General features: G+C 46.3%; 21 protein-coding genes. 5 read left to right on the top strand and 16 right to left on the bottom strand.

What is annotated here, in order from left to right:
- Positions 1-109 precede the first annotated feature (109 nt).
- Positions 110-1,591, bottom strand: a complete 1,482-nt coding sequence (locus E0698_RS01445; protein ID WP_192510375.1) for a carboxylesterase/lipase family protein — start codon at positions 1,589-1,591, stop codon at positions 110-112.
- 210 nt (positions 1,592-1,801) lie between these two features.
- Complete coding sequence (locus tag E0698_RS01440) at positions 1,802-2,365, bottom strand: GbsR/MarR family transcriptional regulator (protein ID WP_134910742.1); 564 nt, start codon at positions 2,363-2,365, stop codon at positions 1,802-1,804.
- 517 nt (positions 2,366-2,882) lie between these two features.
- Between E0698_RS01440 and E0698_RS01435 the strand changes: the two genes are divergently transcribed.
- Both E0698_RS01435 and E0698_RS01430 read left to right on the top strand, forming a co-directional pair.
- Positions 2,883-4,106: a quaternary amine ABC transporter ATP-binding protein gene (locus tag E0698_RS01435; protein ID WP_192510374.1), complete on the top strand. Its 1,224-nt coding sequence runs from the start codon at positions 2,883-2,885 to the stop codon at positions 4,104-4,106.
- On the top strand, positions 4,081-6,678 hold the full coding sequence (locus E0698_RS01430; RefSeq protein WP_238353816.1) for a glycine betaine ABC transporter substrate-binding protein: 2,598 nt from the start codon (positions 4,081-4,083) through the stop codon (positions 6,676-6,678). Before E0698_RS01435 ends, E0698_RS01430 begins: the two co-directional genes overlap by 26 nt.
- 97 nt (positions 6,679-6,775) lie before the next feature.
- On the opposite strand, the gene E0698_RS01425 is transcribed toward E0698_RS01430, so the two are convergent.
- From E0698_RS01425 to E0698_RS01390, 8 genes are all read right to left on the bottom strand, one after another.
- Positions 6,776-7,999, bottom strand: a complete 1,224-nt coding sequence (locus E0698_RS01425; RefSeq protein WP_192510372.1) for an ABC transporter permease — start codon at positions 7,997-7,999, stop codon at positions 6,776-6,778.
- A 1-nt stretch (position 8,000) separates the two neighbouring features.
- On the bottom strand, positions 8,001-9,365 hold the full coding sequence (locus E0698_RS01420) for an HlyD family secretion protein (protein ID WP_192510371.1): 1,365 nt from the start codon (positions 9,363-9,365) through the stop codon (positions 8,001-8,003).
- A gap of 23 nt (positions 9,366-9,388) precedes the next feature.
- A complete protein-coding gene (locus E0698_RS01415; RefSeq protein WP_134910745.1) occupies positions 9,389-9,973 on the bottom strand; it encodes a TetR/AcrR family transcriptional regulator in 585 nt (194 codons plus the stop codon).
- Between the two features lie 268 nt (positions 9,974-10,241).
- Positions 10,242-11,609 carry an ABC transporter substrate-binding protein gene (locus E0698_RS01410; protein ID WP_192510370.1) on the bottom strand — a complete coding sequence of 456 codons (1,368 nt, stop codon included), beginning with the start codon at positions 11,607-11,609 and terminating at the stop codon, positions 10,242-10,244.
- Positions 11,610-11,731: 122 nt separating this feature from the next.
- Positions 11,732-12,553, bottom strand: coding sequence for a carbohydrate ABC transporter permease (locus E0698_RS01405; RefSeq protein ID WP_192510369.1), 822 nt, complete (start codon positions 12,551-12,553; stop codon positions 11,732-11,734).
- Positions 12,550-13,515, bottom strand: coding sequence for a carbohydrate ABC transporter permease (locus E0698_RS01400; RefSeq protein WP_134910747.1), 966 nt, complete (start codon positions 13,513-13,515; stop codon positions 12,550-12,552). The genes E0698_RS01405 and E0698_RS01400 overlap by 4 nt, the downstream gene beginning before the upstream one ends.
- A gap of 87 nt (positions 13,516-13,602) precedes the next feature.
- Entirely contained in the window at positions 13,603-13,878 is a 276-nt protein-coding gene (locus tag E0698_RS01395) for a hypothetical protein (RefSeq protein ID WP_192510368.1), read from the bottom strand.
- A gap of 105 nt (positions 13,879-13,983) precedes the next feature.
- Positions 13,984-14,379 carry a hypothetical protein gene (locus tag E0698_RS01390; RefSeq protein WP_192510367.1) on the bottom strand — a complete coding sequence of 132 codons (396 nt, stop codon included), beginning with the start codon at positions 14,377-14,379 and terminating at the stop codon, positions 13,984-13,986.
- Positions 14,380-14,752: 373 nt separating this feature from the next.
- Between E0698_RS01390 and E0698_RS01385 the strand changes: the two genes are divergently transcribed.
- The 3 genes from E0698_RS01385 to E0698_RS01375 all read left to right on the top strand — a co-directional run bounded on the left by E0698_RS01385 (position 14,753) and on the right by E0698_RS01375 (position 18,332).
- Positions 14,753-15,544 carry a polysaccharide deacetylase family protein gene (locus tag E0698_RS01385; RefSeq protein ID WP_192510366.1) on the top strand — a complete coding sequence of 264 codons (792 nt, stop codon included), beginning with the start codon at positions 14,753-14,755 and terminating at the stop codon, positions 15,542-15,544.
- Positions 15,545-15,629: 85 nt separating this feature from the next.
- Positions 15,630-16,754, top strand: coding sequence for an amidase domain-containing protein (locus E0698_RS01380; protein ID WP_192510365.1), 1,125 nt, complete (start codon positions 15,630-15,632; stop codon positions 16,752-16,754).
- A gap of 117 nt (positions 16,755-16,871) precedes the next feature.
- Positions 16,872-18,332: an oligosaccharide flippase family protein gene (locus E0698_RS01375; RefSeq protein ID WP_192510364.1), complete on the top strand. Its 1,461-nt coding sequence runs from the start codon at positions 16,872-16,874 to the stop codon at positions 18,330-18,332.
- Positions 18,333-18,416: 84 nt separating this feature from the next.
- Here E0698_RS01375 and E0698_RS01370 read toward each other — a convergent pair whose 3' ends face one another.
- The 6 genes from E0698_RS01370 to E0698_RS01345 all read right to left on the bottom strand — a co-directional run bounded on the left by E0698_RS01370 (position 18,417) and on the right by E0698_RS01345 (position 24,553).
- Entirely contained in the window at positions 18,417-18,869 is a 453-nt protein-coding gene (locus E0698_RS01370; protein WP_192510432.1) for an SRPBCC family protein, read from the bottom strand.
- A gap of 167 nt (positions 18,870-19,036) precedes the next feature.
- Positions 19,037-20,362, bottom strand: a complete 1,326-nt coding sequence (locus E0698_RS01365; protein WP_192510363.1) for a prolyl oligopeptidase family serine peptidase — start codon at positions 20,360-20,362, stop codon at positions 19,037-19,039.
- Between the two features lie 97 nt (positions 20,363-20,459).
- Positions 20,460-21,344 carry an AraC family transcriptional regulator gene (locus tag E0698_RS01360; protein WP_238353814.1) on the bottom strand — a complete coding sequence of 295 codons (885 nt, stop codon included), beginning with the start codon at positions 21,342-21,344 and terminating at the stop codon, positions 20,460-20,462.
- A gap of 444 nt (positions 21,345-21,788) precedes the next feature.
- On the bottom strand, positions 21,789-22,592 hold the full coding sequence (locus E0698_RS01355) for a histidinol-phosphatase HisJ family protein (RefSeq protein ID WP_192510362.1): 804 nt from the start codon (positions 22,590-22,592) through the stop codon (positions 21,789-21,791).
- Between the two features lie 18 nt (positions 22,593-22,610).
- Positions 22,611-23,726, bottom strand: a complete 1,116-nt coding sequence (locus E0698_RS01350) for an ABC transporter ATP-binding protein (RefSeq protein ID WP_192510361.1) — start codon at positions 23,724-23,726, stop codon at positions 22,611-22,613.
- Positions 23,723-24,553, bottom strand: a complete 831-nt coding sequence (locus E0698_RS01345; RefSeq protein WP_052646828.1) for a carbohydrate ABC transporter permease — start codon at positions 24,551-24,553, stop codon at positions 23,723-23,725. Before E0698_RS01345 ends, E0698_RS01350 begins: the two co-directional genes overlap by 4 nt.
- Between the last annotated feature and the right edge of the window lie 5 nt (positions 24,554-24,558).

Raw genomic sequence — 24,558 nt, 5'->3', positions numbered from 1 at the left:
CTGCAATACATCTGCACCTGTTCAACCTAAAAAAGCCTTCATCCGTATACAAAATACGGGCGAAGGCTTTTAATATGTTAGGGCATTAGACGATATCTCAATACTTGGATCAAATACTCATCTGTCCGGTCAACTGGCGGCGTCTTTCCCCTTCCGGGTCATGCTGAACTGAGATGCCTTGATGAAAAATGGTCGTGGCCCGTGTTTCCCTGTCGTATACCGGCCACTCCCTTTCCGACAGCACAGGCTTCCCATCACGTGCAAAAGCAACCCATGCCTGCTGCATATCGTAAGCCAGCGTCCTCATAGGCGGATGAACGTCCAATCCGAGCTTGCCTAGCAGCTCCAGATTATCGAAAACAAACGCAATTTCCGCGCCGTGAACCGCTTGTCCGAATACTGGATGCCCCGGCAGCGTCCAGTCAAAACGGTACATCCACACCGGGGCATGTACCGCTTGTGCAACCGCCAGAGCCAGCGCAGGCCGCCAGAAGAACAGATCCGTCAGCATCTGCGCTTGCCCCTCAATCGTAACAGGGAATGGTTCCGTCAAATCGCCAACATCTGACATGCCCGTCATTATTTCCAATGCCTGACTCGCCGTCGACTTGTTCATCAGATGGGATTCCTTACGAATAAAGTAAGCACCCTCATGCAAATTCGTTCCGATCAGAACGGATACCTGCTTGGCTGATCCTTTGGCAATCGCAGATAAAGGTACGTCAGGCAAGGTCACACCGTCCACAACGGGTTGATAGAGCATTGCCAGTCCCGGGCCGATCATTTCATGCGTCTTGGCCATGGCAAGCATGAGTGCCTCCGTCGGCAGCGTAAACAATCGTTCCGGATGCAGGGTGTCCACCCCCAACTGCTGAAGATACGCAGCCGTGACTTGCTCCGCCTGTGAAGTCGGCAGCACCTGCGATGCTCCGCTTTGTAAAATAGCACGCTGGAACAGGCCCTCTGCGGCTGGCATAGCCAATAACGCGGCAATGCTCATAGCTCCCGCTGATTCACCGAACACCGTCACCTCGTCCGGGTTACCGCCAAATGCGGCGATGTGGTCCCTAACCCATTCCAAGGCAGCAATCTGATCCAGCAGCCCCGCATTAGAGGTCAGTCCGTCTCCCCGTGGAGTCAGGTGCAAAAAGCCCAACGGCCCGAGCCGATAATTGAGCGTAACGACGACAACATCGCCATTTTCTGCCATCCGTGCCCCATCATATAATGGAATAATTCCCGACCCGGTTACAAAGGTTCCGCCGTGAATCCACACCATCACGGGTCGTCCCTTTGCAGGTGCCTCCGAAGCTGGCGTCCAGACGTTCAGGTACAAGCAGTCCTCCGACTGCTCAGGCGGTTCCACCAGATTCCCGGTCATACTCTCAGCAGATGGCATAGGCTGCGGACAGATCGGCCCAAAGCGCGTTGCATCTCGTACCTCTTCCCAAGGCTTCAAAGGCTGAGGCGCGTGAAAACGCAGTTCCCCCACAGGAGGCTGTGCATATGGAATGCCCTTCCATACATGATATCCATTCACCGTTTCCCCACGAAGCTGACCCAGGCGGGTATGTATTGTAATACTTTCCATATATGAAGCCTCCTTTAACCTGTATGTTCAGTATTAAATATTCAACACAGCATTATATCAATCATTTCATATTTCTATTATACCCTTTGCGCAGGCCCAAACCAAAAATCGAACAAAGCTAATTCAAAATTAACAAAGCCACACACAAAAAAATGCCGGGAACGCTTTCTACGCTCCGGCATTTTTTTGGAAACAAAAGATGATAAGCGATTAATCACGAACCTCTTCCTTCGGGATCAGCTTGTATATTTCTTCGCTTTCCATCGAATCAATCAGTCGGTCCAGCCACTTGTAATAAGCCACAGCCTGCTTCATTTTCAAACGATCCTGCTGGAGAACAGCCTTAAATTCCTCATATTCCCCATCCCGCTCCAGCAATCTGTCCAGCTCCTCAATGGCCTTGCGCAGCACCAGCAAATTCGTTTCAACCGCTTTTCTCCATTTAATAGCAAAGAAGTCTGTGAACGTTTGATGCCAGTCATATTCGACTTCATACAAATCCTTGCGTGAGCCTTTGCTCCACACCTTGTTGACCATTTTCAAATCCAGCAGTGTTCGGACACCGGTACTCATGCTCGTTTTGCTCATTTCCATTTCACGGCCCATTTCGTCCAGCGTCATCGGTTTATCCGCAAAAAAAAGCAAACCGTACAAATGCCCCGCAGACAGGGTGATCCCATACAAGTCCATATTTTTACCTATAGCTTCTATGACACGTTTGCGAATTTTTTGCAGCGAAGCCTGCTGCTCATCACCTAACTGGTACAAGCTCATGCTTGCAACCTCCTAATTTTAGAGCATTTTGCCTAAGATCGTATGAACGACTTTTCCCCGTAAGCGATTGGCTTTGACGCAACACATGAAATCTTTCAATTAAAAATGAAATGTTTCAAAAACAAAGCTTCTGTCTATATTACAACAGCATGGGTCGTTCAAAATCACAATTCGCAAAATTGCTAATGATAGTAAACTTTTAAAATTATGGATATACATAAATCTTTTGCTTATGATTATATTTCATTGTCTATTTTAAAAAAAGAGCTATCGGTTGTAAAGTTCCGAATGTTTGAGCATTCTATAGAACGAAGGAGCATATCGAAGGAAACTTTGTACAGTTTTTTCTGTACGTACTTTACGAACAGTTTTTTTGTTTGAAATGTAAGCAATGCTTCTGTTACAATTAATTTTGTCATTAACCGTTCAGGATGTTCAGAATTATGATTTTTATACTCAATCCTTAATGCAAGATGGGGTTAATACCAAGCAAAGTATAGAAAGAAGAGGTGTATGTATGACGATTTTGGAAGTCAAAAATGTCAGCAAACTCTTTGGTCCTCACGCAGAGCAAGGTGTTCCGCTCCTGGAGCAAGGCTGGGGCAAGGAAAAGTTGGCCAAAGAAAAACAGATTACTGTTGGTGTCAATAAGGCCAACATGGAAATTAAGCAAGGTGAAATTTTCGTAATTATGGGGCTATCGGGCAGTGGCAAGTCCACTTTGGTGCGAATGCTAAATCGCTTGATTGAGCCTACCTCCGGTGAAATTCTGGTCCACGGCAAGGATCTCCGCAAGATGAACAAAGAACAACTCCGCGAAGTTCGCCGTAAAACCATCAGTATGGTTTTTCAAAAATTCGCCCTGTTCCCACATCGGACTGTATTGGAAAATGTAGAATACGGCCTTGAAATTCAAAAGGTAGAAAAAACGAAACGCCAGGAAAAGGCACAGCAAGCGCTGGAACTGGTCGGTCTTAAAAACTGGGGCGATAAAATGCCCGATGAACTGAGTGGCGGTATGCAGCAGCGGGTCGGTCTGGCACGAGCGCTGGCTAATGACCCTGAAGTGCTTTTGATGGATGAAGCATTCAGCGCACTGGACCCCCTCATTCGCCGTGACATGCAGGATGAGCTGCTGGAGCTTCAAGATAAAATGAAGAAAACGATTGTGTTTATTACCCATGACCTGGATGAAGCGCTGCGGATCGGTGACCGGATTGCATTGATGCGGGACGGATCGGTCGTGCAGATCGGTACACCGGAAGAAATTATGATCCAACCGGCTAACTCTTATGTAGCCCGCTTCGTCGAGGACGTGGATCTGTCCAAGGTATTGACGGCTGCTCATGTTATGCTTCGTCCAGAAACGATCACAATGGATCGCGGTCCGCGTGTTGCTCTGGAATTGATGCGCGAACGCGGGATTTCCAATCTGTTCGTCATTGATCGTACCAAGAAGCTGTTGGGCGTTATCAATGCAGAAGATGCTGTCCATGCGCTGCGCAATAATTTGAAGATTGAAGATATTCTCATGACGGACGGTCCGCAAGTTGCTGCGGAAACGTTCATTAATGATTTGTTCGAAATTACAAGCTCGTCCAAGGTCCCTCTGGCTGTGGTCGATGACAAACAGAAGCTGTTAGGTGTAATCGTCCGTGGAGCTTTGCTGGGCGCACTTGGCGGAGATGTAACCACCACGAAGGAGGTGAATGCCCTTGATTCCGAAACTGCCAATCGCTGAGTGGATTCAAAGCATTGTAGACTGGATGGGTATTCATCTGGCTGGATTGTTTAATGTTATCTCTACTGTTATTGAAGCTGTTGTAGGCTTTTTCTCTGGCCTGTTCATGCTTCCGCACCCTCTGGTGTTCATCGTGATCATCGGGATTATCGCGTTTATGATCGGTCGGGTTCAGCTTACGCTGTTTACCGTCATCGGCTTCCTGCTGATTGACAACCTGGGCTATTGGAGCGAAACGATGAATACGCTCGGACTGGTCATCACGTCCGCACTCGTATCCATTGTCATCGGGATTCCAATCGGGATCTGGTGTGCATATAGCAAAACGGCGTCACGCATTATTACGCCTTTGCTTGATTTCATGCAGACGATGCCTGCGTTCGTATATTTGCTGCCTGCGGTTACCTTTTTCAGCCTTGGTGTTGTACCGGGCGTAATCGCATCTGTTATCTTCGCGATCCCCCCAACCATTCGCATGACGAATTTGGGGATTATGCAAGTGTCGGGTGAATTGGTCGAAGCCTCCGACGCATTCGGTTCAACCTCGGCGCAAAAGCTGTTCAAAGTACAACTGCCGCTGGCTATGCCAACCTTGATGGCTGGTATTAACCAGACGATTATGCTGTCACTGTCTATGGTTGTTATTGCTTCTATGATCGGTGCGGAAGGTATTGGTGCCGTAGTATACCGTGCCGTGACACAGCTCCAAATTGGTAAAGGTTTTGAGGCTGGATTGGCTGTCGTTGTTCTGGCTATCGTGCTTGACCGTTTCACGCAGAACCTGTTCAAACCAGCGAAAAGAGGCAAAAGCCGCGTATCTACCAAACAAAAGGTATGGATTACCTCTGCGGTTACGGCTGTCATTCTGATCGCTGGCGCATCGCAATATTTTGTTGGATCGAATCATTCTGCATCTGGCAAAGGAAACGCTGCTGCCAACCCGGTTGGCGAAGAAGTCGGCTATAAAATTATCGGAATTGATGCCGGGGCAGGTATTATGAAATCAACTGCCAAGGCGTTAAAAGATTACAATTTGTCCGACTGGAAGCTGGTAGAAGGTTCCGGTGCAGCGATGACTGCAACACTGGACAAAGCCATAAAAGCGAAAAAACCGATCATTATTACAGGTTGGACTCCTCACTGGATGTTCAACAAGTATGATCTCAAATATTTGGAAGACCCTAAAAAATCTTATGGTGAGGCCGAGGGTATTCATACGATTGCCCGTAAAGGACTGCAACAGGATGCTCCTATTGCTTACGAGTTTCTAAAACGGTTCAAATGGACACCGGAAGACATGGGTGAAATGATGGTTGCTATTCAAGGCGGAACCAGCCCTGAGCAAGCTGCCAAGGATTGGGCGGAGAAACATGCCGACAAGGTTCAGAAATGGACCCAAGGACTGCAACCTGTTAATGGTGACACCTTCAAGCTGAGTTATGTGGCTTGGGATTCTGAAATTGCCAGCACGAATTTGCTGAAATATATTTTGGAAAACAAACTAGGTTACAAAGTAACCGCACTGCAAGTGGAAGCAGGTCCTATGTGGACAGGTGTCGCTAGTGGTGATGTAGATGCTTCACCTGCTGCATGGCTGCCGTTAACCCATGCGGATTACTGGGCTAAATACAAGGATAAGCTCGACGATCTTGGGGCTAATATGAGCGGAGTTAAAACCGGATTGGTCGTTCCAGCTTACATGGATGTTAAATCGATTACTGATTTGCAGGATAACGGAGCCGAAGCGGCTCCGGCTTCCGCCACAACTGAGGACTTTGGCAAAGAGGTCGGCTATCGCATTGTCGGTACCGACCCTGGAGCCGGACTAATGAAGCTGACCGCTAAAGCTATTAATGACTATGGCTTATCCGACTGGAAGTTGCTTGAAAGCTCTGGAGCTGCTATGACCGCTACACTGGATAAAGCCATCAAAGCCAAGCAACCTATCGTCGTAACGGGTTGGACCCCTCACTGGATGTTTAACAAATATGATTTGAAATACTTGAAAGATCCTAAAAAAGCGTACGGTGATAAGGAAGAAATTCATACGATCGCTCGCAAAGGCTTGAAGCAGGATGCTCCTGTGGCTTATGAATTTCTAAGCCGATTTAAGTGGACTGCTGAAGATATGGGTGAAGTGATGATCGCGATTCAGGACGGTACTGCCCCACAGCAGGCTGCCAAGAACTGGGCTGATAAACATCCTGACAAGGTACAGGAATGGATCAAGGGCCTACAGCCCGTCAACGGTGATCCTTTGAAGCTGAGCTACGCTGCTTGGGATTCTGAAATTGCCAGTACGAACGTATTGAAATATGTATTAGAACAAAAATTGGGCTATAAAGTAACAGCCCTGCAAGTGGAAATCGGCCCGATGTGGACTGGCGTGGCCGGCGGAAGTGTAGATGCTACCGCTGCCGCTTGGCTTCCATTGACGCATGCTGATTATTGGGCTCAATACAAGGATAAGGTGGATGACATCGGAACCAGCATGACCGGCGTTATGTCCGGGCTTGTCGTTCCATCCTATGTCCCGATTGATTCTATCGAGGATCTTAAACCGCCGCAATAATATTTTTTCCGCTTTTAAACCATACGAATAAGCAAAAGGCAGATCAGGGTTTACTCCTGATCTGCCTTTTTTTTGATATCCATATTTAAAGTCGCTCTCAGCCTTTTAGCGTGAATCCTTCTTGAGCGGGCACATCGGCATGCTGCCCTGTCGTCTGGTGCTGCCTAAAGAATAACGGATAGATGGCGAAGGATACCAGCAGACTTACACAGCCAATGACGCCTAGAGCAATCATATCTTTGAAGATGTATGTGATATCCAGTCCTTTGAGCGTGATGTTCCGTACAGCATCCAGGTAATACGTCAGTGGCAATATTTCAGCAAGCCCCCGCAAGAAGCCGGGCATTGCTTCCAATGGCCACGTATAGCCTGACAGCATAAAGGAAGGAACAGCAATCAACATGAGGGTTTGGGTCGCATCCACTCTGGTCTTGGAAAAGAGACTAAACAGGAACCCTAATCCGCACAAGGCAAAGTTAAAGACCAGCGACACCAAAATCAATGGCAGCACCTGCCCCCTGAACGGGATATCAAAGCATAGGGCGCTAATACTGAATACAGTCAGCACATTAAAGGCTCCCGCCACATAATACGGTGTCAGCTTGGCAATCGCGAGACGCCAAGGGGTATTTTTCCAAGCGGCAAATCTTCCCCAAGTCCCTGCCTCCTTATCCCGCGTACAGGACAACGCAATACCGAGCAGCAAGCACTGCTGGAGAGCCGCAGAAATGACCCCTAACGGCATGAACAGCTTGTAATCATATACCGGGTTGAACAGCACTCTGGACCGGAACGGGATGGTACTCAGCGTCGAGGCGGCCTGATCGGCGTTCATTCCCTTTTGCTTCATGGAATTGACCGATACCCCGGCGCTCACGCTACTAATGACCTGATTGGCAATTCGGCTGGCGCTGTTGGAATACATCATGTTACTTCCGTCAATCAGGGTCAGCACGGGCGGGTTCTCCCCATGCTTAAGCCGGGTGGTGAAATTGTCGGGAATGACGATGCCGACCTTGGCTTCCCCAGTTTCCACCTGACGAACCACATCCTCCTGATTGTTGGCCTGCCGTGTAACGGCAAACGAATCTGTCGCATCGAACGCCTGAATGATCTGACGACTGAGCTGTGAATTGTCTCCGTCATACACCGTGACAGGCATCTCGGTAATCCGCTGATGAGAATACAGGAAGCCAAACAAGATGGTATACACAATCGGTGTAATCAGCAGAATAGCCATAAAGCGTCGATCCCGGAAGATGCTCAGCCATTCCTCACGAAATACATCGCGGATACGAAGTCTTTCCTGTTCATCCTGCATATTACTGCGCCCCTTTGCCTGTAAACAGAACCGTGGAGCCTGTCGGAACCGAAGCCGCAAGATCGGGCAAAGCTATTTTAACGCCAAAGGAACGGACATCCTTATCACCGGAGCTTTGGCTCGGTTTTTGAATAGCGAAGTCGGCAGCCGATTCCAGCAAAATAACTTTACCTTTCAGCTCCTTGCCGCCCGACAGCAGTTTAACTTGCACAGCGTCCCCTGGCTGGAGACCATTCAAGGACGTTTCCGGCACATAGAATTTAGCCCAACGCTGCGTCGAAGTTTCAATCGTATAGACCGGGAAGCCTGCACTGGCCATTTCGCCCAAGCTGAGCGATTTGGATTTTACAATGCCGTCCTCGGATGCACGCAGCGTGGTGTAGCTCAAGTAGGTCTGAGCTTCCTGAAGGGCAGCTTCCGCCTGAGCTACTTGTGCGTTGGCACCTGCAACCGCCGACTGTGCCTGCTCTACCGTGGATTGCGCCGCCTTCACAGCTGATTGCGCCTGTTCTACCGAAGCCTGTGCGGCTTTGACATCCTCCTGCTGCAAAGTAACCTTGCCCGCTCCTGCCTGTGCTTCCTTCACCGCAGCCAATGCCTGACGGTATTGCGCTTCAGCCGCCGTGATTTCTTCCTTGCGGCTTCCCTCGCGTACCATATTCAGTTGCTGGGATGCTGAATTGTACTTGGCTTCCGCCTGTTGATGGTCCAGCGTCGCTTGATCCAGTGAGGCTTGGGTTGCTGCCCCGGCTTCTTGAAGCTTTTTGGCACGCTCCAGATTTTTAGCGGTCAGATCCAGTGTTTCCTTGGCAGCCTTCACACTCACTTGTGCTTGCTCCAGCTCTTGCGGTCTTGCGCCGCTCTTGAGCGCATCCAGCTTCGCCTTGGCCGCAGCCGCAGCCGCTTGTGCCTGTTCGATCTGGCTGGATGAAGCCTGTGCAGTCACGCCGACTGCTGTGGTACCTTGGCTCTTTTTGGCCTGAGCTGCACTCACGGTAGCCTGTGCCTGCCCCACTCCCGCTTGAGCCTGCAATACGCCAGCCTTCGCTTTGGACACATTACTCTGGGCTGCCAGCAATGCCGCCTGTGCCTGTTTCACCTTGTCTTCCAGCTCACGGCTTTCCAGATGGGCTAACACCTGCCCTTTTTTCACCTTGTCGCCCTCACTCACGAGCATCTGATCAATACGTCCCGCCATCTTAAAGCTGGCATTGAGCGTATCCGATTCTACATAAGCTGTCGGAATGGAAGAAGACTGATCCGCAGACAAGCTACTGCCACCCTTTTGAAAAGCGGTCAGAGCATAAATCCCTATGGCGATTAAAACAATAAATACGGCGTAAATCGTATATTTTTTAGCTTTCATGTTCTCATCACTCCATCTGTCTATTAATGATGTATACCCAGCGCATTACAAACAAAAATTTCAATACTCTCCCGAACTTCCTGAAGGTTCATCGTTTCGCCCCAAACCATTGAGCGCATCGGTGCAAAAATGTAAATACCAAATAAGCAATTTGCCGTCGTTTTCGCATCAAGCTTACTCGAAATTTTTCCGTAAAACTTACCGGAGTCGATCTCCGCTTCCATAAAATCAAAATAGTCAGCCAATACCTGCCTGATATTAAAATGCTGCTCCTGCGAAACCCATCCCTTGCTAACTAGCAAACGACAAAAATCCGGCTCTCTTCCAATAAACTCAACGTGTACTTGAATCAGCTTGTGAATCCTCGTTTCTACCTGATCCTTCGGAACCTGAGACATGGTTTCACGGATATCCTGAACAAAGCGCTCCATCCCCATCTTCAAAATATAAATGTACAGATCTTGTTTATTTTTGAAGTTGTAATAAAGGGTCCCTTTAGCAATGCCGCATACCTTGGCGATTTCCTCCATATTGGTTTCATTGAAGCCACGTTCGGAAAAAGCCTTGAGCGCACCGTTAAAAATAATTTCCTTCGTCTGGTTTTTCATGCTTCCTCCTTTTTTGAACTGACCGTCCAGTACAAAAATTATACGTTTATTATAAGCCCATTTTTAGTTATCCAGCAATAGGAAATGTACAAAATAAACAATTTTAGAACGTTCGTCTAAACGAACGTTCTAAAAACGGGAGAATTCAGACATACAAAAAACAGACCGAACAAGTGAGGGGGTCACTTATTCGGTCCGTTATTTTATAAAACCGGCTGGTAAAGGGGTCGCGTATTAAGTTTACCAGCCGCTTTTAAGGGAAGGCCGATTATTTTTTTACCGTTTGATTGTATTGCGCAATTTTGACTGTAATCTCTTGTGCGGCTTGATCCAACGCCTGTTTTGGCTGTTGCTGTCCGCTCAAGACGGCCTCGATTGCACCCTCCACGATTTGACGCGCTTCCGGGAATACGCCCATCACTGCGCCTTGTGTTGCGGTGGATTGCGCCGATGCATGCAATTGGTCAACAGCGGTTTGGAATTGCGGGTATTTCACCATGTTGTCCTTGAGTACCTTCTCGTCATAAGCCGCTTTGGTGATCGGGAAGTATCCCGTGTTCACGCTCCATTGTGCCTGTACAGCCGGGGAAGCAACGAATTTAATGAACTCCCACGCTGCCTTTTGCTGGGCTTCAGGCTTGTTGTTCATGATGTACAAGCTCGCACCGCCTACAACCACGCCGCCTTCTTTAGCTTCATTCGCTCTTGGCAGAGAGCCAGTACCTACCTCGAATTTATCGCCAACCTGCTCCACAATATTACGCAGCGAAGCGGTGGAATCCAGTGTCATGGCAATTTGTCCTGCAGAAAAAGCTTTGGCAGTATCATCGGAGTTACGTCCCAGATTGGATACAACCTTTTCGTCGATCATTTTCTTCCACCAAGTCAGGGTTTTCACGCCTGCATCCGAATTCAGCAACGATTCTGTTGCCGCCTGATTGCGTCCGTTGCCATTATTCACATAATCCGCATTCTGATTGGCAAACAACTGCTCCATAAACCAGCCGTAGATGGCGATGGATGCACCGGATTTTCCGTCCTTGCTCAAGGCTTTGGCAGCCTTTTCAAATTCATCATATGTTTTCGGAGGATTAGCCGGGTCAAGTCCCGCCGCTTTAAAAGCATCCTTGTTATAGTACAAGATCGGATTCGATGTATTAAATGGCATTGCATTCAGCTTACCGTCAATGGTGTAATACCGTGTAATATTCGGCTCAAGCTGCGATAGATCAAACTTGTCTGCATCAATAAATTGTTGTACAGGAGTAATCATCTTGGAGTCAATCATGAATTTACTGCCGATTTCATACACCTGAATGATGTCCGGGCCGCTATCGGAACCCAGTGATGCTTTTAGCTTGTTCAAGCTGTCATCATATTTGCCCTGGTATACCGGCTCTACCTGAATGTCCTTGTGGCTGGCGTTAAAGTCAGCGGCGATTTGCTTGATTGCTTTCTCACCGTTACCGGACATGGAATGCCACCAAGTTAGCTTCACCGGAGAACCTGCTGCTGCTCCCGCATCACTACCGTTGCCTGGCTTCTCAGCCGCCGTGTTATTGCTACAACCTGCTGCAACAACGATTGCAGTGAGGATAAGCAAGGTCAAAGCACTTTTCAGACGAAAAAATCTCATAATCTCTCTTCTCTCCCTTTGATTAAATGATTCTCGCATACAGATTTTCTTGCAATATTCTTTGGTGATAATGCTCTGTATATAGGCTGCTTGCGCAGGTGTTACTGTACTTGTGGGCTTGTTTAGCCTTTAAGCGCACCCGCTGCCATCCCGCGTACTAACTGCTTCAGACCAAAGATCAGCAGAAGCAGAGACGGTAAAATGACAAGGGCCGTACCCGCGAATACAAGGTTCCATGAGGTAGATTCCTGAAATTCGAGCATGGAAATTCCGATCTGTACCGTACGCATATTCTCGCTGTTCGTGATCAACAACGGCCACAGGTACGAATTGTACATATTCAGGAACGAATACACAGCCAAGGTTCCGAGCGCCGGGCGCGATAGCGGAAGCACATGGAACAAGAAGTAACGGACATGTCCGCACCCGTCCATACGAGCCGCCTCGAACAATTCCTTGGGAAGCTGGAGAAAAAATTGCCGCAGCAGGAACGTTCCGAATGCCGTCGCCAGAAACGGAACTGTCAGCCCTTGATAGGTATCCAACCAATTCCAGCTACGTACAGTTAGATAGTTCGGAATAATGGTCACTTCCCACGGGATCATCATGGTAGCGACAAACATGCTGAATATGAAGTTCTTCCCCTTGAATTCCATTTTGGCAAAGGCATATGCCGCCAAGCTGGCTGTAATCAACTGACCGATCATCGTCAAGCCCGAAATGAGAAAGGTGTTACCGATGAATGCAGCAATCGGAACGATTTCAAACACCTCGGTAAAATTGGCCATATGAAAGGAATGCGGGAAAAAGCTTGGTGGATAGGCACTCGCTTCCTCTGGCGACATAACAGCCATAAAAAATGTATAAATGACCGGATATAAAATCAAAGCAGCCGCAATCGTAAGCAGCACATACAGCAGCATTGAATTAAGATGTCGTTTCATTGGTAATGCACCTTTCTTTCCACCCATTTGAACTGGATCATCGTAAGCAACAGAATGACGACAAACAGTACAATCGCCTGTGCGCTGCCCGTTCCGAATCGGAAATTAACGAAGGCTTCCTGATAAATGGAATACACGAACACATTCGTGCTGTTCACCGGACCGCCCTTGGTCAAAATGTTAATTTGAGCAAAGGACTGGAAAGCTCCAATGATGGATACTACGGTTACAAAGAAAATCGTTGGCGACAGCAGCGGCATGGAAATACGCCAAAACGTCACCAGCGGGCCTGCCCCGTCCATTTTGGCACTCTCATACATGTCATCTGGAATCCCTTGAAGTCCACTTGATAAAATAATGTAATTAAAGCCGAGATTCATCCAGATGGTCATGATCGCTACGGAGAACAATGCCCAATCCGGGCTGGTCAGCCACGGAACCGGATTGATATGTAACAGGGAAAGCACATAGTTGAACATCCCCAATGTCGGATGAAACAGAAATTTCCAGATGACCGCAGATGAACCGACCGACAACACCATCGGTAACGAAAAAGCGAACTGGAAGATGCGCATCCCTCGCATCTTGCTATGTGTGAGTGCAGCCAGCACCAGCGCCAGTAGAATGCCTAGAGGCACCGTCAGCAGTGCAAACAGGAGAGTAACCTTGATTCCTTGCAGGAATTGACCTGAGCTGAAAAGCGTAGCAAAGTTGTCTAACCCAACATAAGCTGCAACATTTCCTGCCGGATCTGTAGAGTGCAAGCTGAGATAGACCGACTTGATCATCGGGTAAAACATAAATAAAGCAAACAAAATAAGTGATGGAGCCAAAAACGTATACGCCAGCGCGTTTTCGCGCAGTCTCTGAATTTTTAGCGAACCCGTGCGTATGCGGGCTTTAGACGAAGCCTGTTGCTGGCCCCTCGTCCCGAGTCCCAAAGATTTGTTAAGCTCACCCAAAACGGAGCGCCCCTTTCTTTTCAAACCAACCTCAGTAAGTGTATCGTTTCGATGTAAAGGGAACATCAAGCGGGCTGGAGCAAAATGTTAATGTTTCATGCCTTTGTAAAACCTGTCCCACCTGGATAGCTGCACAATGGCAGGTTCAAACGATGGATCATCATGTGCATGAAGGAAGGATCGTTCACATCGACCGGGATCACTTGTATTTGAGCGTTCCTCACCCGTACCACGCTCCTGCTCCAGGCACCCACGGTACCATGCCACGCTCCGCATCGTTCCTATACCTACAGAAACGTCGTTCTGCCGCTGGTGCTGTACAATCTGCTGGTAGTAACACTGCTGAGCTAACGTTCGATCCATTCCGTCCCAAAACCAAAAAACCTCCAAATTCGTGAACAGCCGACTATCGGCTTATTACGAAGGTGGAGGTTTTACGTATTTATTTTACAATTTATAAACGAATGATTACATATGAAATGCATGATTACTTACATCTATACCCGATTCTTGACCCAGGGCAGCTAAAAAATGCTCCAACGCATCTGCTTCCGGCAGGTACTTAAATACTTCACGTGCATTCCGGTTCATCAAAATAATATGTTCACTGGAACCCGGATCCAGCACATTCTTTTCCAGTCTGGTCGATGAAATATGATGATAATTGATAAACTTAAGCCATGGAATGCCAAAAGTGGAAGAATAAAAAATCAGTCGTTTGGATGTCACCGCCAATATTCCGCGACATGTCGTGTCCTGTAGGCTTTGTGGCACATCGTGCGTACACCAAATGCATGACCGGATGTGTTCGCCCGCCTCTAAGGTTTCGCTAATGGCTCGCAGCTCTTCTTCCTTTGTTTTCATCCCGTCTCATCTCCTGTTCAAAGCTAAGGAACGAGTCGCTTATAGATGATCTCTGATGAGTTTCTGCGGCTTGTCCCGTCAACCTCATTCATTTTCAGCCAGATTAAGACTTTCACGAATCAGATAAAGACCTACCTCAACTGCTCATTGAAACAAGGATGGATATGTACAATTTAACATGGCTATGGGCAGTAATCAACAAGCAAGCTACTACTCTTTCGAAGCATCATTTCAGTGTCAGAGCTACGCTGGAAGTTGTGTTGGACAGGAATAGGAGTGAATTTGAAGGACGTAATTTTCGGGAACGAGGAATGGTATACGCTTCTTCTTGGTAAGCTAATGTGAGAAGACGTCAGAACGGAGAAGAAGCCTGATGAAATATAACCGATTACTGTCTGCAAGTATCGCTGTTTCCTTGTTCTATGCCAGCCTATGCCCCACACCCTATACCAATACTGCACAAGCCTCATTGTACTCCTCTCCTGCTCCTACAAAGGGAAGAGCCTATTATGAAGAACGGGGCGACATTGTATGGGAAGTTCCTACCCAACGCAAGGTGATTGCCCTTACATTCGACGACGGACCAGATGAAAGCAAAACGCCCGCCATTCTGAATTTGCTCAAGCAATATGACGCCAAGGCGACTTTTTTTGTCGTTGGCAGCCGCGTAGAAAAACTCCCTGACATTGTGAAGCAGGAACGAAGAGAAGGCCATGAGATTGGAAACCATACCTTCCATCATCCATCCTTTCAGCATATTTCCCGTAACAAAGCTCTTTCTGAGATAGACCAAGGCCAGGCGAGCATCGTTCAAGCTACCGGTTCGGGAACCCATCTTTTTCGTCCGCCCGGCGGTTCATACACCGATACACTCGTGAAGATATCCAAAGAAGAAGGACAGAAAATGATTTTATGGTCCTGGCATCAGGACACCCTGGATTGGCGAAAACCCGGTGTACACCGGATCGTTAACAAGGTGCTTCGCAATGCCCGCAACGGCGACATCGTCCTCATGCACGATCATGTATATAAAAGTACACAAACCGTTGAAGCCTTAAAAATCATTTTGCCTGAGCTGAAAAAAAGAGGCTTTACCTTCGTCACCATATCTGAATTGCTTGCCAATCGCGAGACACCCGAAGGACTGATTGAGGTTAATAGGTAAAGAGTCTGAAAGCAAAAGCTACTAGTTACCGAAACCTGAATTTGGTGGCGCGAGCGGGAAAATGAATTAGGGAGAATGAATAAATGTGCTTAGGATCGCAAAATTGCAACTGCTGTGCATAATCTTAATATGGATACCCGCTTACAGCTCCTCTTTAGTTCGTGCAGAAGCCGAGCCAGCTAAACAAGATGAGGTTATCCCCTTTCTTCAAGAGCTGTTTGATGACCGTACCCGGTTGTTGATGGATCAGGATAAAACACATATCGAGGACCATTATTTATTAAAGGATAAACGAAGCAACTACGCGTACCTTCATGAAATGAACAGAGCGGAATATATTCAGGAATGGGCCAAGCATCGAAAAATGAAATTCATGAATGCAGAAAGCTCCATTCGGATAGCCCGTGCCGAAGTGTTGGGCGATACGGCAAAGGTGTCACTTGTTCAGTCCTTGAAACTGAGTTATGAATATATCGACAGCTATCCCGGTCAGCATGATTTTGGAATTGGAACACGTCATGGCATTACACTGAGAAAAAAAGATAGCCGTTGGCACGTAGAACGTGAATGGTATTCAGACCCTCTGGAAGAAAATTCAAAAGAGATTGAAAAGTCCGATTTAAGCTTTATTCCTCATAAAGATCCGGTGCCATCAGAGAAAGTTATCCATAAGTACAACAGAGCCCGCGCCGTTGAATATGCTAACAAGTATGCAGGAATAACATGGGGAGCAGGAAATCGTCAGCGATATAATCAAAAATACCTGGATTATAACTCCAAAGGGGGCGACTGTACCAACTTCTCCTCCCAAGTTATCGGGGACAAGGAGGAAGGCGGAGGGCTGCCTATGAAATCTGGGTGGCATTACTTGTATGGCAACGGTGGAAGCCAAGCTTGGGTTCAAACGGACGCTTTTAAAAATTTTCTGATACGCTCCGGCTATGGAAGAATTATAGGACAAGGAAGCTTCTCCGATATTGTGCACTCGGTGAATGATCGGCAGCAGCACCTTAACAGACCACAGTTGCTGCCAGGTGATTTGATTGCTTACGTATTAAAAGGAGATGTAGACCACTTCTCCGTTGTTGTCGGGTTTGATCAGGCTGGCTATCCTTTAGTCAACTCCCATACGGCAGACCGTTTCAGGGTGCCCTTTGACTTGGGATGGGATAGAAGCACCCAGTATTTGTTGATTCATATACAAGATTAAGCATCTTGAAACCGTTACACTTGTTCATATCCCGGAGGTTGCTGTCATAGGAATAAAGTGGACAGCTTCCAATGGGGTGAAAAAAATTTGAAATTGCCTCTTATATTAAGACAAACCATGATAAGAGCTAATGCGATGATCGTCGTGAAAGCCATAGGTTTGGTCGGAAAAGTATTTATGACACGGCTTGTTGGAGCTGAAGGAATGGGCCTCTACCAGCTAGCCTACTCCTTCTATAGCTTAATATTGATGATTATTTCCGGGGGATTGCCGACAGCTTTGGGTATGTTTACAGCCAAGCATACGGCAAGAGGCTGGCGGTTGTTCAAAATTTTTTCAGTGTTCATGATCCTCACGGGATTGGTATGCAGTGTACTAACCTTTTGGTTCTCAACACCGATCGCTAATTTGCTCGGCTATCCACAGCTCGACTTTGTGATTCGATGCCTCTCCCCTGCTATACTGGCTGTTCCCTTGCTAAGTCTGCTGCGCGGATATTTGCAAGGGCTTGAAAGGTACACTGCGATTGCCCTTTCGGAAATTATAGAGCAAACTGCCCGGATCGGTACTTTAATGTTGCTGGTGCCATTATTTATCCAATCCGGCATCGAGTTTGCTGTAGGCGGAGCGGTACTGGGAACCTTTACAGGCGCGTTGTTATCCTTTGCTGTGCTTACTGCTTTTTTTATACATAACCGTCCCTCTGTAGCTTTATCCCCTCCATCAAGTCGAGCAGATCTACCTTTAGTGGTACAAGCTTCCTTTGCTATTGCGCTTACACGCTTGCTCATCCCTGCGTCCGATTTTATGGATGCGATCATCATCCCCCAACGATTACAGGTTGCCGGGGTTTCTTCCAAGGAAGCAGCGGAAATGTTCGGTATTGTCACTGGTATCGCACTTGTCGTCGCTTATATGCCTACTTTGATTACAGGTGCATTAACACATACGCTCACTATGAAAATAACTGCGGATTGGCAAAATAAGAAATATAATGCATTCTACAAAAAAAGCCACACCGCCATTCAGGTAGCATGGGTCTGGGGATTAGCCTCAGGTTTTTTCATTTTTGAATATGCCCCAGAAATCTCACTATTTGTTTTTGGTATACAAAATGCCGAAATCCCCATTAAATCGTTGGCTATGTTACCGTTACTCGTCGGATTGCGGGAAATCACAACCAGCGTCTTATGGGCACAAAATCGAAAGAAAACTCCCTTTATTGGCCTTTGCGCAGGTGTACTTGCCAATTTCATCATTCTTTACTCCATAGTTGCCATTCCCGAGTTCGGGTATACCGGCATGTCCCTGGGAATCATAACACTGGAGCTGATCGCAACAGGCTGGAATTTCAAAACGCTGAAGCTCTTCCAACGAGCCGAATCCCGTACAGTCATTGTGCTGTTGGTGGACATTTTAGTTTTTGAAGCCATTCTTATCGTCGGTACGCTGTGTTCCAAGGCGTTATCCTCATTGGGCTGGTCGGGGACGGTTCATATTATTGTGGAGGCATTTCATTACTGCTTTTGGTGTGCTCTGTATTTGAAAGTACGATTAAAGAGCGTTTTCGAAGATTAGCTGTAAAAAGGAAATCAAGTAAAAAGGCCTCCCACAAGTTTATTGAACTCGTGAGAAGCCTTTTTTCTATTTCAATGCTAGCATTTAGCTATTTGTCACCATTCTTTTGTCGAGCTGCTCAAGTACCATCGGCCATGCCTGCTCGTGCTGATTCCTCGAATTCTCGTCTGGAAAACCTGCGTGCGTTAAGCGAAGTTGTGTACCATTGCCGCTAAGTTCAAGCTCAACGGTGAGCACCGTTTCAGCCCCCTTAGTCCCCCCTTCCCCGGTAACCCAGGTCAGTTCGATCAGGCGATCCTGCTCAAGTCTTAGAAATCTCCCGTAATGTGGATGGCGATTCCCTTCAAAATGCGTTTCAAAAAAGAAGACCGTGTTCACCTTTCCCTCCATGAATACCGTCCCTGGGGCTGCAAACCAACGGTCAAACTGCTTCGTCCACGCTTGATACAACACATGAGGCGACGCCTCCATTTTTCGCTCAACTGTTAGATTATGCGGTCTTTGTGAAAGATCTGGCAAAGAAATAGATAGTGTCATTTCATCTTCAATCCCTTCAGTCAAACAGCATATAGATTTTCTCTACATCATTATAACCATAAATTAGAGGTATTTACCAAAAGCGCTCCTCCCTCAACATCTCTCTATCAAAAAGCCCCGGTCTATATAAAGCGGGGCTTTGCCATTTTACTTCATAGCTATACTTTTCAGTCCAATGATTTGGAGGCCAGCCATGCCATCATCGTTGTTTTCTTTCCGTTAATCACCTTCGATACTTCGTTGTTATACACGTAAATCCAGGACCAATGGCCATTGTATTCATACGGTGTTTTGTCGCTCTTCTTGTACAAACCAGAAGTATCCACTACGTTATCAAATAATGACATATGAACATCCTTCGCTCCGGCATTCACTAAACGGTTGTAGGTCGGAATCATATAATCGTTGGGCGGTACTATGGTGTCGGTTTTGGCAGCCACAAACCAGATCGGCAGATCCTTCATTTCGCTAATTTGTTCATCGGTTATAAGACTATCCTTCAAGGCTTCACACACGACCATAGCTGCTGCAAAATAGTCTTTATAATCACGGATCATCAGCATAGTCATATAACCGCCGTTGGAGTCTCCGCCAATGTAGATTCGATCTGTATCAATGTCTTTGTTCTTGGCCACGTAATCCTTAATTAAGGACATCAATGCTTGCTCATATTTGGAGCTTCCGTCTCCAAAGCCTGTAAAACCATCCATCCAGTAGGTTGGAGTCTGAGGCGCCAACACATAAGCCCCACCAAAATAGGATTGAATATCCTTAGAAGCAAAATTCGCTGCTTTATTGCCGGAAATCGGAATGGTTGGATCTGTGCCTCCCTCTCCCATACCGTGCAGCCAGATCACTAGAGGGTTTTTCACTTTGTCTTTTGCCGGCGTATAGTCCGCATAGGTTAAAGTAACCCCATCAAAAGAAGCTTTGCCAGTTTTAAATTGGTCAACAAGCTTCCGTATCTCACCTGTGGAAGTATCAATCTTCAAGCCGGAAATCGTTCCTGATTTGGTTTTAATAGCTTTTTGCTGCGTGATCGTGTATTTGTTATCATTCCATCCGTTAAACCCGGAACCTGCATCATAATGAATAGCGGAGCCTAATGTTATGGTTGGGCCGATCTCCATTTCCAACACAACGTAGTTTCCGGTTTTCTTTACAGGGTTGCCGCTTTTGTCCGATACATAGGCCTTGATGACCTTTCGGTTGCCTTTCTCAATAAAGGGATTTACCAGCCTGCTATCGCTTCTTTCTACATGCACCTTAAATGTATCCTTTGTTATCGCATCTTTAGGTACCGGTTTATCCAGGTTAACAATGATCTTCGTAATGGTTGCTCCCCAATCCTTAATCTCCGCAACCGTCCGGTATGAGGCAGGCTGTATCTTTGCATCCTTGGCCCATGCACCAGAACTGAAAGCAAGGGTCGTACCAACAACCAGAGTTAATAACATAGTTGTTTTAGCAACCTTTCTAAACCGTTTAAACATAATGTCTTACCCCCCAGGTCCATTTATAAAACGCTTACATTATTTATTTTAATGATTTCTTTTATTTGCATCCTGTCTTTTATTAACCTAATTAGGGTCAATTACTGACTCCTTGCCCCAGCATACCTCTTGTTCTCTTTCGATATTGATGTGGTGTAACCTGATAAACCTTCTTAAACACTCTGGCAAAAGATTTCTCGTTCGGAAACCCGTGCTCCAGCGCAATTTGGATGACGGAATGATCCGTATTCATAAGAACACGAAAAGATCTCTCCAGACGGATGGCATTGATATATTGAAATAGGGTCATGCCTACATGCTTGACAAAAAAACGGGACAAATATTCTGGAGATAACCCAAAAACCTGGGCTATGGAATCCAGGGATAAGCTTTGATCGTAATTCTCTTGGATATAATCAGTTATCAACGTCAGCCGTTCCAAATATTTATTGGAATTAAAGCCACGGATAGATTCGTTGTCAATTTTAAAATGCATTAATAAAAGATACACCAGCTTATAAGATAGCGACGTTAAATGGATATGTGCTAAAGGGTCATTATGCTGGTTGAGGTAAGTTGCAAATAATGTGTTTAGCAAATCACGCAGCTCCGCAAATTGCTGCAATCTCTGCTCGTTGGTTTCAAAAATAGATATACAGTCAAATGAAACAGGATTACTGCTGTTAACATTTTCTCTAATAAATCCAGAAGGAATCAGAACGGTTATAGCCTCTCTTCTTTTTCCCTTAGCCACAGAAAAGGAATGAATAGCATTCGAATTGATGAGTACAATATCTCCTTCTTTGGAGCTATAATTCGCGCCATCAATGTAAATATTGTCGATTCTTCCTGAAAGCACATAGGATATTTCTACGCTGTCGTGCCAATGCCTAGGTATGTATGCTGGTTCATTTGAGGAATGAACTATAATTTTTAACGGAAAACGATTGTCTGCCTGGACCATTTCATATTTGTACTCCAAGTTTGTCGCCCCTCTCAGATGTGAACATAGTAATATAGAAGAAAATGGCTTCAGCAGAATGCCGAAACCACTTATATTTAACCTTTCTCTTTCTATAAATAAAAAAACCTAAGTACAACAAAATACATAAGATCCTTGGATCTTAACATTTTGTTCCTTAGGTTTTGCCTGCGTAACAGTAACAATCCTAGTACTATTCATTTAACTAAGCTAAGTATATAGTGGGTTAAAATTTATGTCAACGCTTTCATTTTGATTTTTAGTGTTTTAAGTCCACCGATATACCACTGCATTCAAACCACCTCAAAATAGAACATTCGCTCTTATTATATGCAAACATACGTTCTGTATTGAACACATAAAAAACGCTGGTGCTAATTGCCAGAGTTCTCCTGTCCATCTTAACAACAACCACTGCCATTACATTGACAGTGGTTGCCATTACTATATGGACACCAAATACGGCGCTCTTCTCTTAAATTGCACAACCTCTTGAATGCCTAGGCCATGCAGCAGCTCTATCGCTTCCGCAAAGCCTTGCTCAACATCCCCTACCTGATGTGCATCCGAACCAATGGATACCGCTCTGCCGCCTAAATTCACATACATGTCGAGAATATACGGATGAGGGTGAATCCAGCCTTGTCGATATAGTCCTGTCGTATTCAGCTCAAGCACCTTTTCCTTCTCGATGATTAGCTTCAAAATATCATACAAAACAGGTTTGCAAGCCACAATATCTTCTTCATCAACTGGATAAGTCGTATATCTCGTAACATAATCCAAATGGGCAACGATATCATAATTATCCATCTGGTCGACAGCCTCTCTTACCTGCATAAAATAGTGTTTAAGCCTTTGCTGGATGGGCAGATCATGATAAGCCTTCTCGGAAAAGTCAAGGTAACCATCATTATGCGCAGAAAGCAAAATGACGTCAAACTCGCGCTGAGCCAAATATTCGTTTATGACGTCTTTATAGTCGCTTCGAAAGCCAACCTCGATGCCTTTGCGAATCTCCATAGGATAACGCAGTAATAGCTCTTCCACTTCTCTATGGTAGCTCTTCCAGTCAATATGAACATCCTGCTTGAAATATTTGCAATCATACTCTAAATGGTCTGTCGTAACGATAGCAGGCTTCCCCAGTGCGAGCGCATATCGCACAAGCTCCTCCAGCGTTGAGTTGGAGTCAGGCGAATAGGAGGAATGCACATGCTGATCGATTAAGAAATTGGGTATTGTCATCCTTTACTCCTTCTATTTCTATTGAAACTGCAAAAGATTGCGCCCTTCGTCTGTCATATCGAACAGATGGAATTTATTTGGCCTGATGCCGATCGAGACCGTCTCGCGCTCCTTTAGCAGTTTCTCGTTATCGGTCAGTAAACGAATCATAATATCGGACTGTCCAGCTGGATCCGTCATTTTAACCAATTGCCCATTACCTAAATGCTCAATAAGATCAATTTTTAGCATAATAGATGCTTCATGGGGCTGCTCCGGAAAGAACAAATCATGAGGACGTACGCCCAGCTTAACCGCTTTCCCTATGTGCTGCTCCTCAACCCTGCGCGCCGGAGGGATTTCCAATTCGAACAGTTTCGTCTTCACCCACTGCCGGTTCTCTCTCAGCTCCACTGTTCCGTCAATCAAATTCATAGGCGGATTGCCTAGAAAGCTTGCGACGAACAGGTTAGACGGATGATGGAATAGTTCATTCGGGGGTGCGTATTGCTGAATTTTTCCGCCGTTCAGAATAGCTACCCGATCAGAGATGGCTAAAGCTTCCTCTTGGTCATGCGTGACAATAATAGTCGTTACTCCTAATTTGCGTTGGATTTTCCGAATTTCGTCTCGTACATCCAATTTTAATCGCGCATCCAAATTGGACATCGGCTCATCCAGTAGTAAAATTTCCGGGTCCTTGGACAATGCTCGCGCCATGGCGACACGCTGCTGCTGGCCGCCTGATAGCTGCGAAGGCTTGCGATCGAGCAGATGATCGATTTGCAAAATTTTACTCGTTTGCAGAGCACGCTCGTACGCATCCTTCTTAGACATTTTCCGCTCGCGAAGCGGAAACGCGATGTTGTCACGAACCGTCAAATGAGGATAAAGCGCATAGGACTGGAACACCATACCAATATTTCGATCCTTCGGCTCCACATGATTGACAAGCTTATCCTTAAAATAAATTTCCCCGGAAGTTGGCTTCAGTAACCCAGCCAGCATCATAAGTGTAGTCGTTTTCCCGCAGCCTGAAGGACCTAGCAGCGCAACAAATTCACCTTTTGCAATTTCAAGATTCAACCCGTCAACTGCACGGCTTTCGTTTTGCTTACCATCATAGTTTTTCACGATATTTACAAGAGAAATCATACCTGCTTTGCTCCTCCCAAATTGACCTTCAGGAATACTTTTTGAGTAAAGATATAGAACACAACTAGCGGAATCGTGTAAAACAAACCAATCGCCGTGATCAATCCATAGTTCATAATGACATTTTCCTTCGTTACCAGACGAGACAGATAGCCAGCCAGCGTCAGCATATTGTCATCGAATATGAAAAGCTTGAATAGAAACCATTCACCGTAGGCGCCTAAGAAGGCGAACACTGCAATCGCCCCGATGCCTGGCAATACATACGGAACGAGCACCTTCATGAGGGCTCTAAATCTCGTACATCCATCGACCATAGCCGCCCATTCCAAATCCCACGGTACCTCGTCGAAGAAACCTTTCATAATATACACTCTGCCTGGCAATGATCCTGATATCGCAACGAGAATAACGCCTAAGTACGTGTTCACCAGATTCATTTGAACAAGGATGAAAAAGGTAGCGATAATGAGCGTAATGCCTGGAAATGAGCGCATCAGGAACAGGAACTTCATTGCGCCCAGCTTTCCTTTGAAATCGAGCCTGGAGAATGCATATGCGGCAGGTACGGCAATAAAAATTTCAATCACCACAATAAGAAACGAATAGACTAATGTATTTAGAACAATAGGCCAAATCGCCGGCAGGTTAACCCCCGCATACTCGACAGGTTCTTTGACAAAATTGAAGTTCTCCAGTGAAAATTGGCCTGTCGTGCTATTAAAGGTTGCCGAGAGAAAATACCATATAATCATTCCAACGATAGGCATGGTGAATAACAGCAGATATGTGTGCACGAGCAGCTTTTTTACAGTAGTTGTCGACATCTTGG

The organism is Paenibacillus sp. 23TSA30-6 (genome assembly GCF_014858585.1).
Taxonomy (GTDB): Bacteria; Bacillota; Bacilli; order Paenibacillales; family Paenibacillaceae; genus Paenibacillus.
Note: the sequence above shows the minus strand (reverse complement) of the source record. Positions and strands in the feature narration are given on the sequence as shown.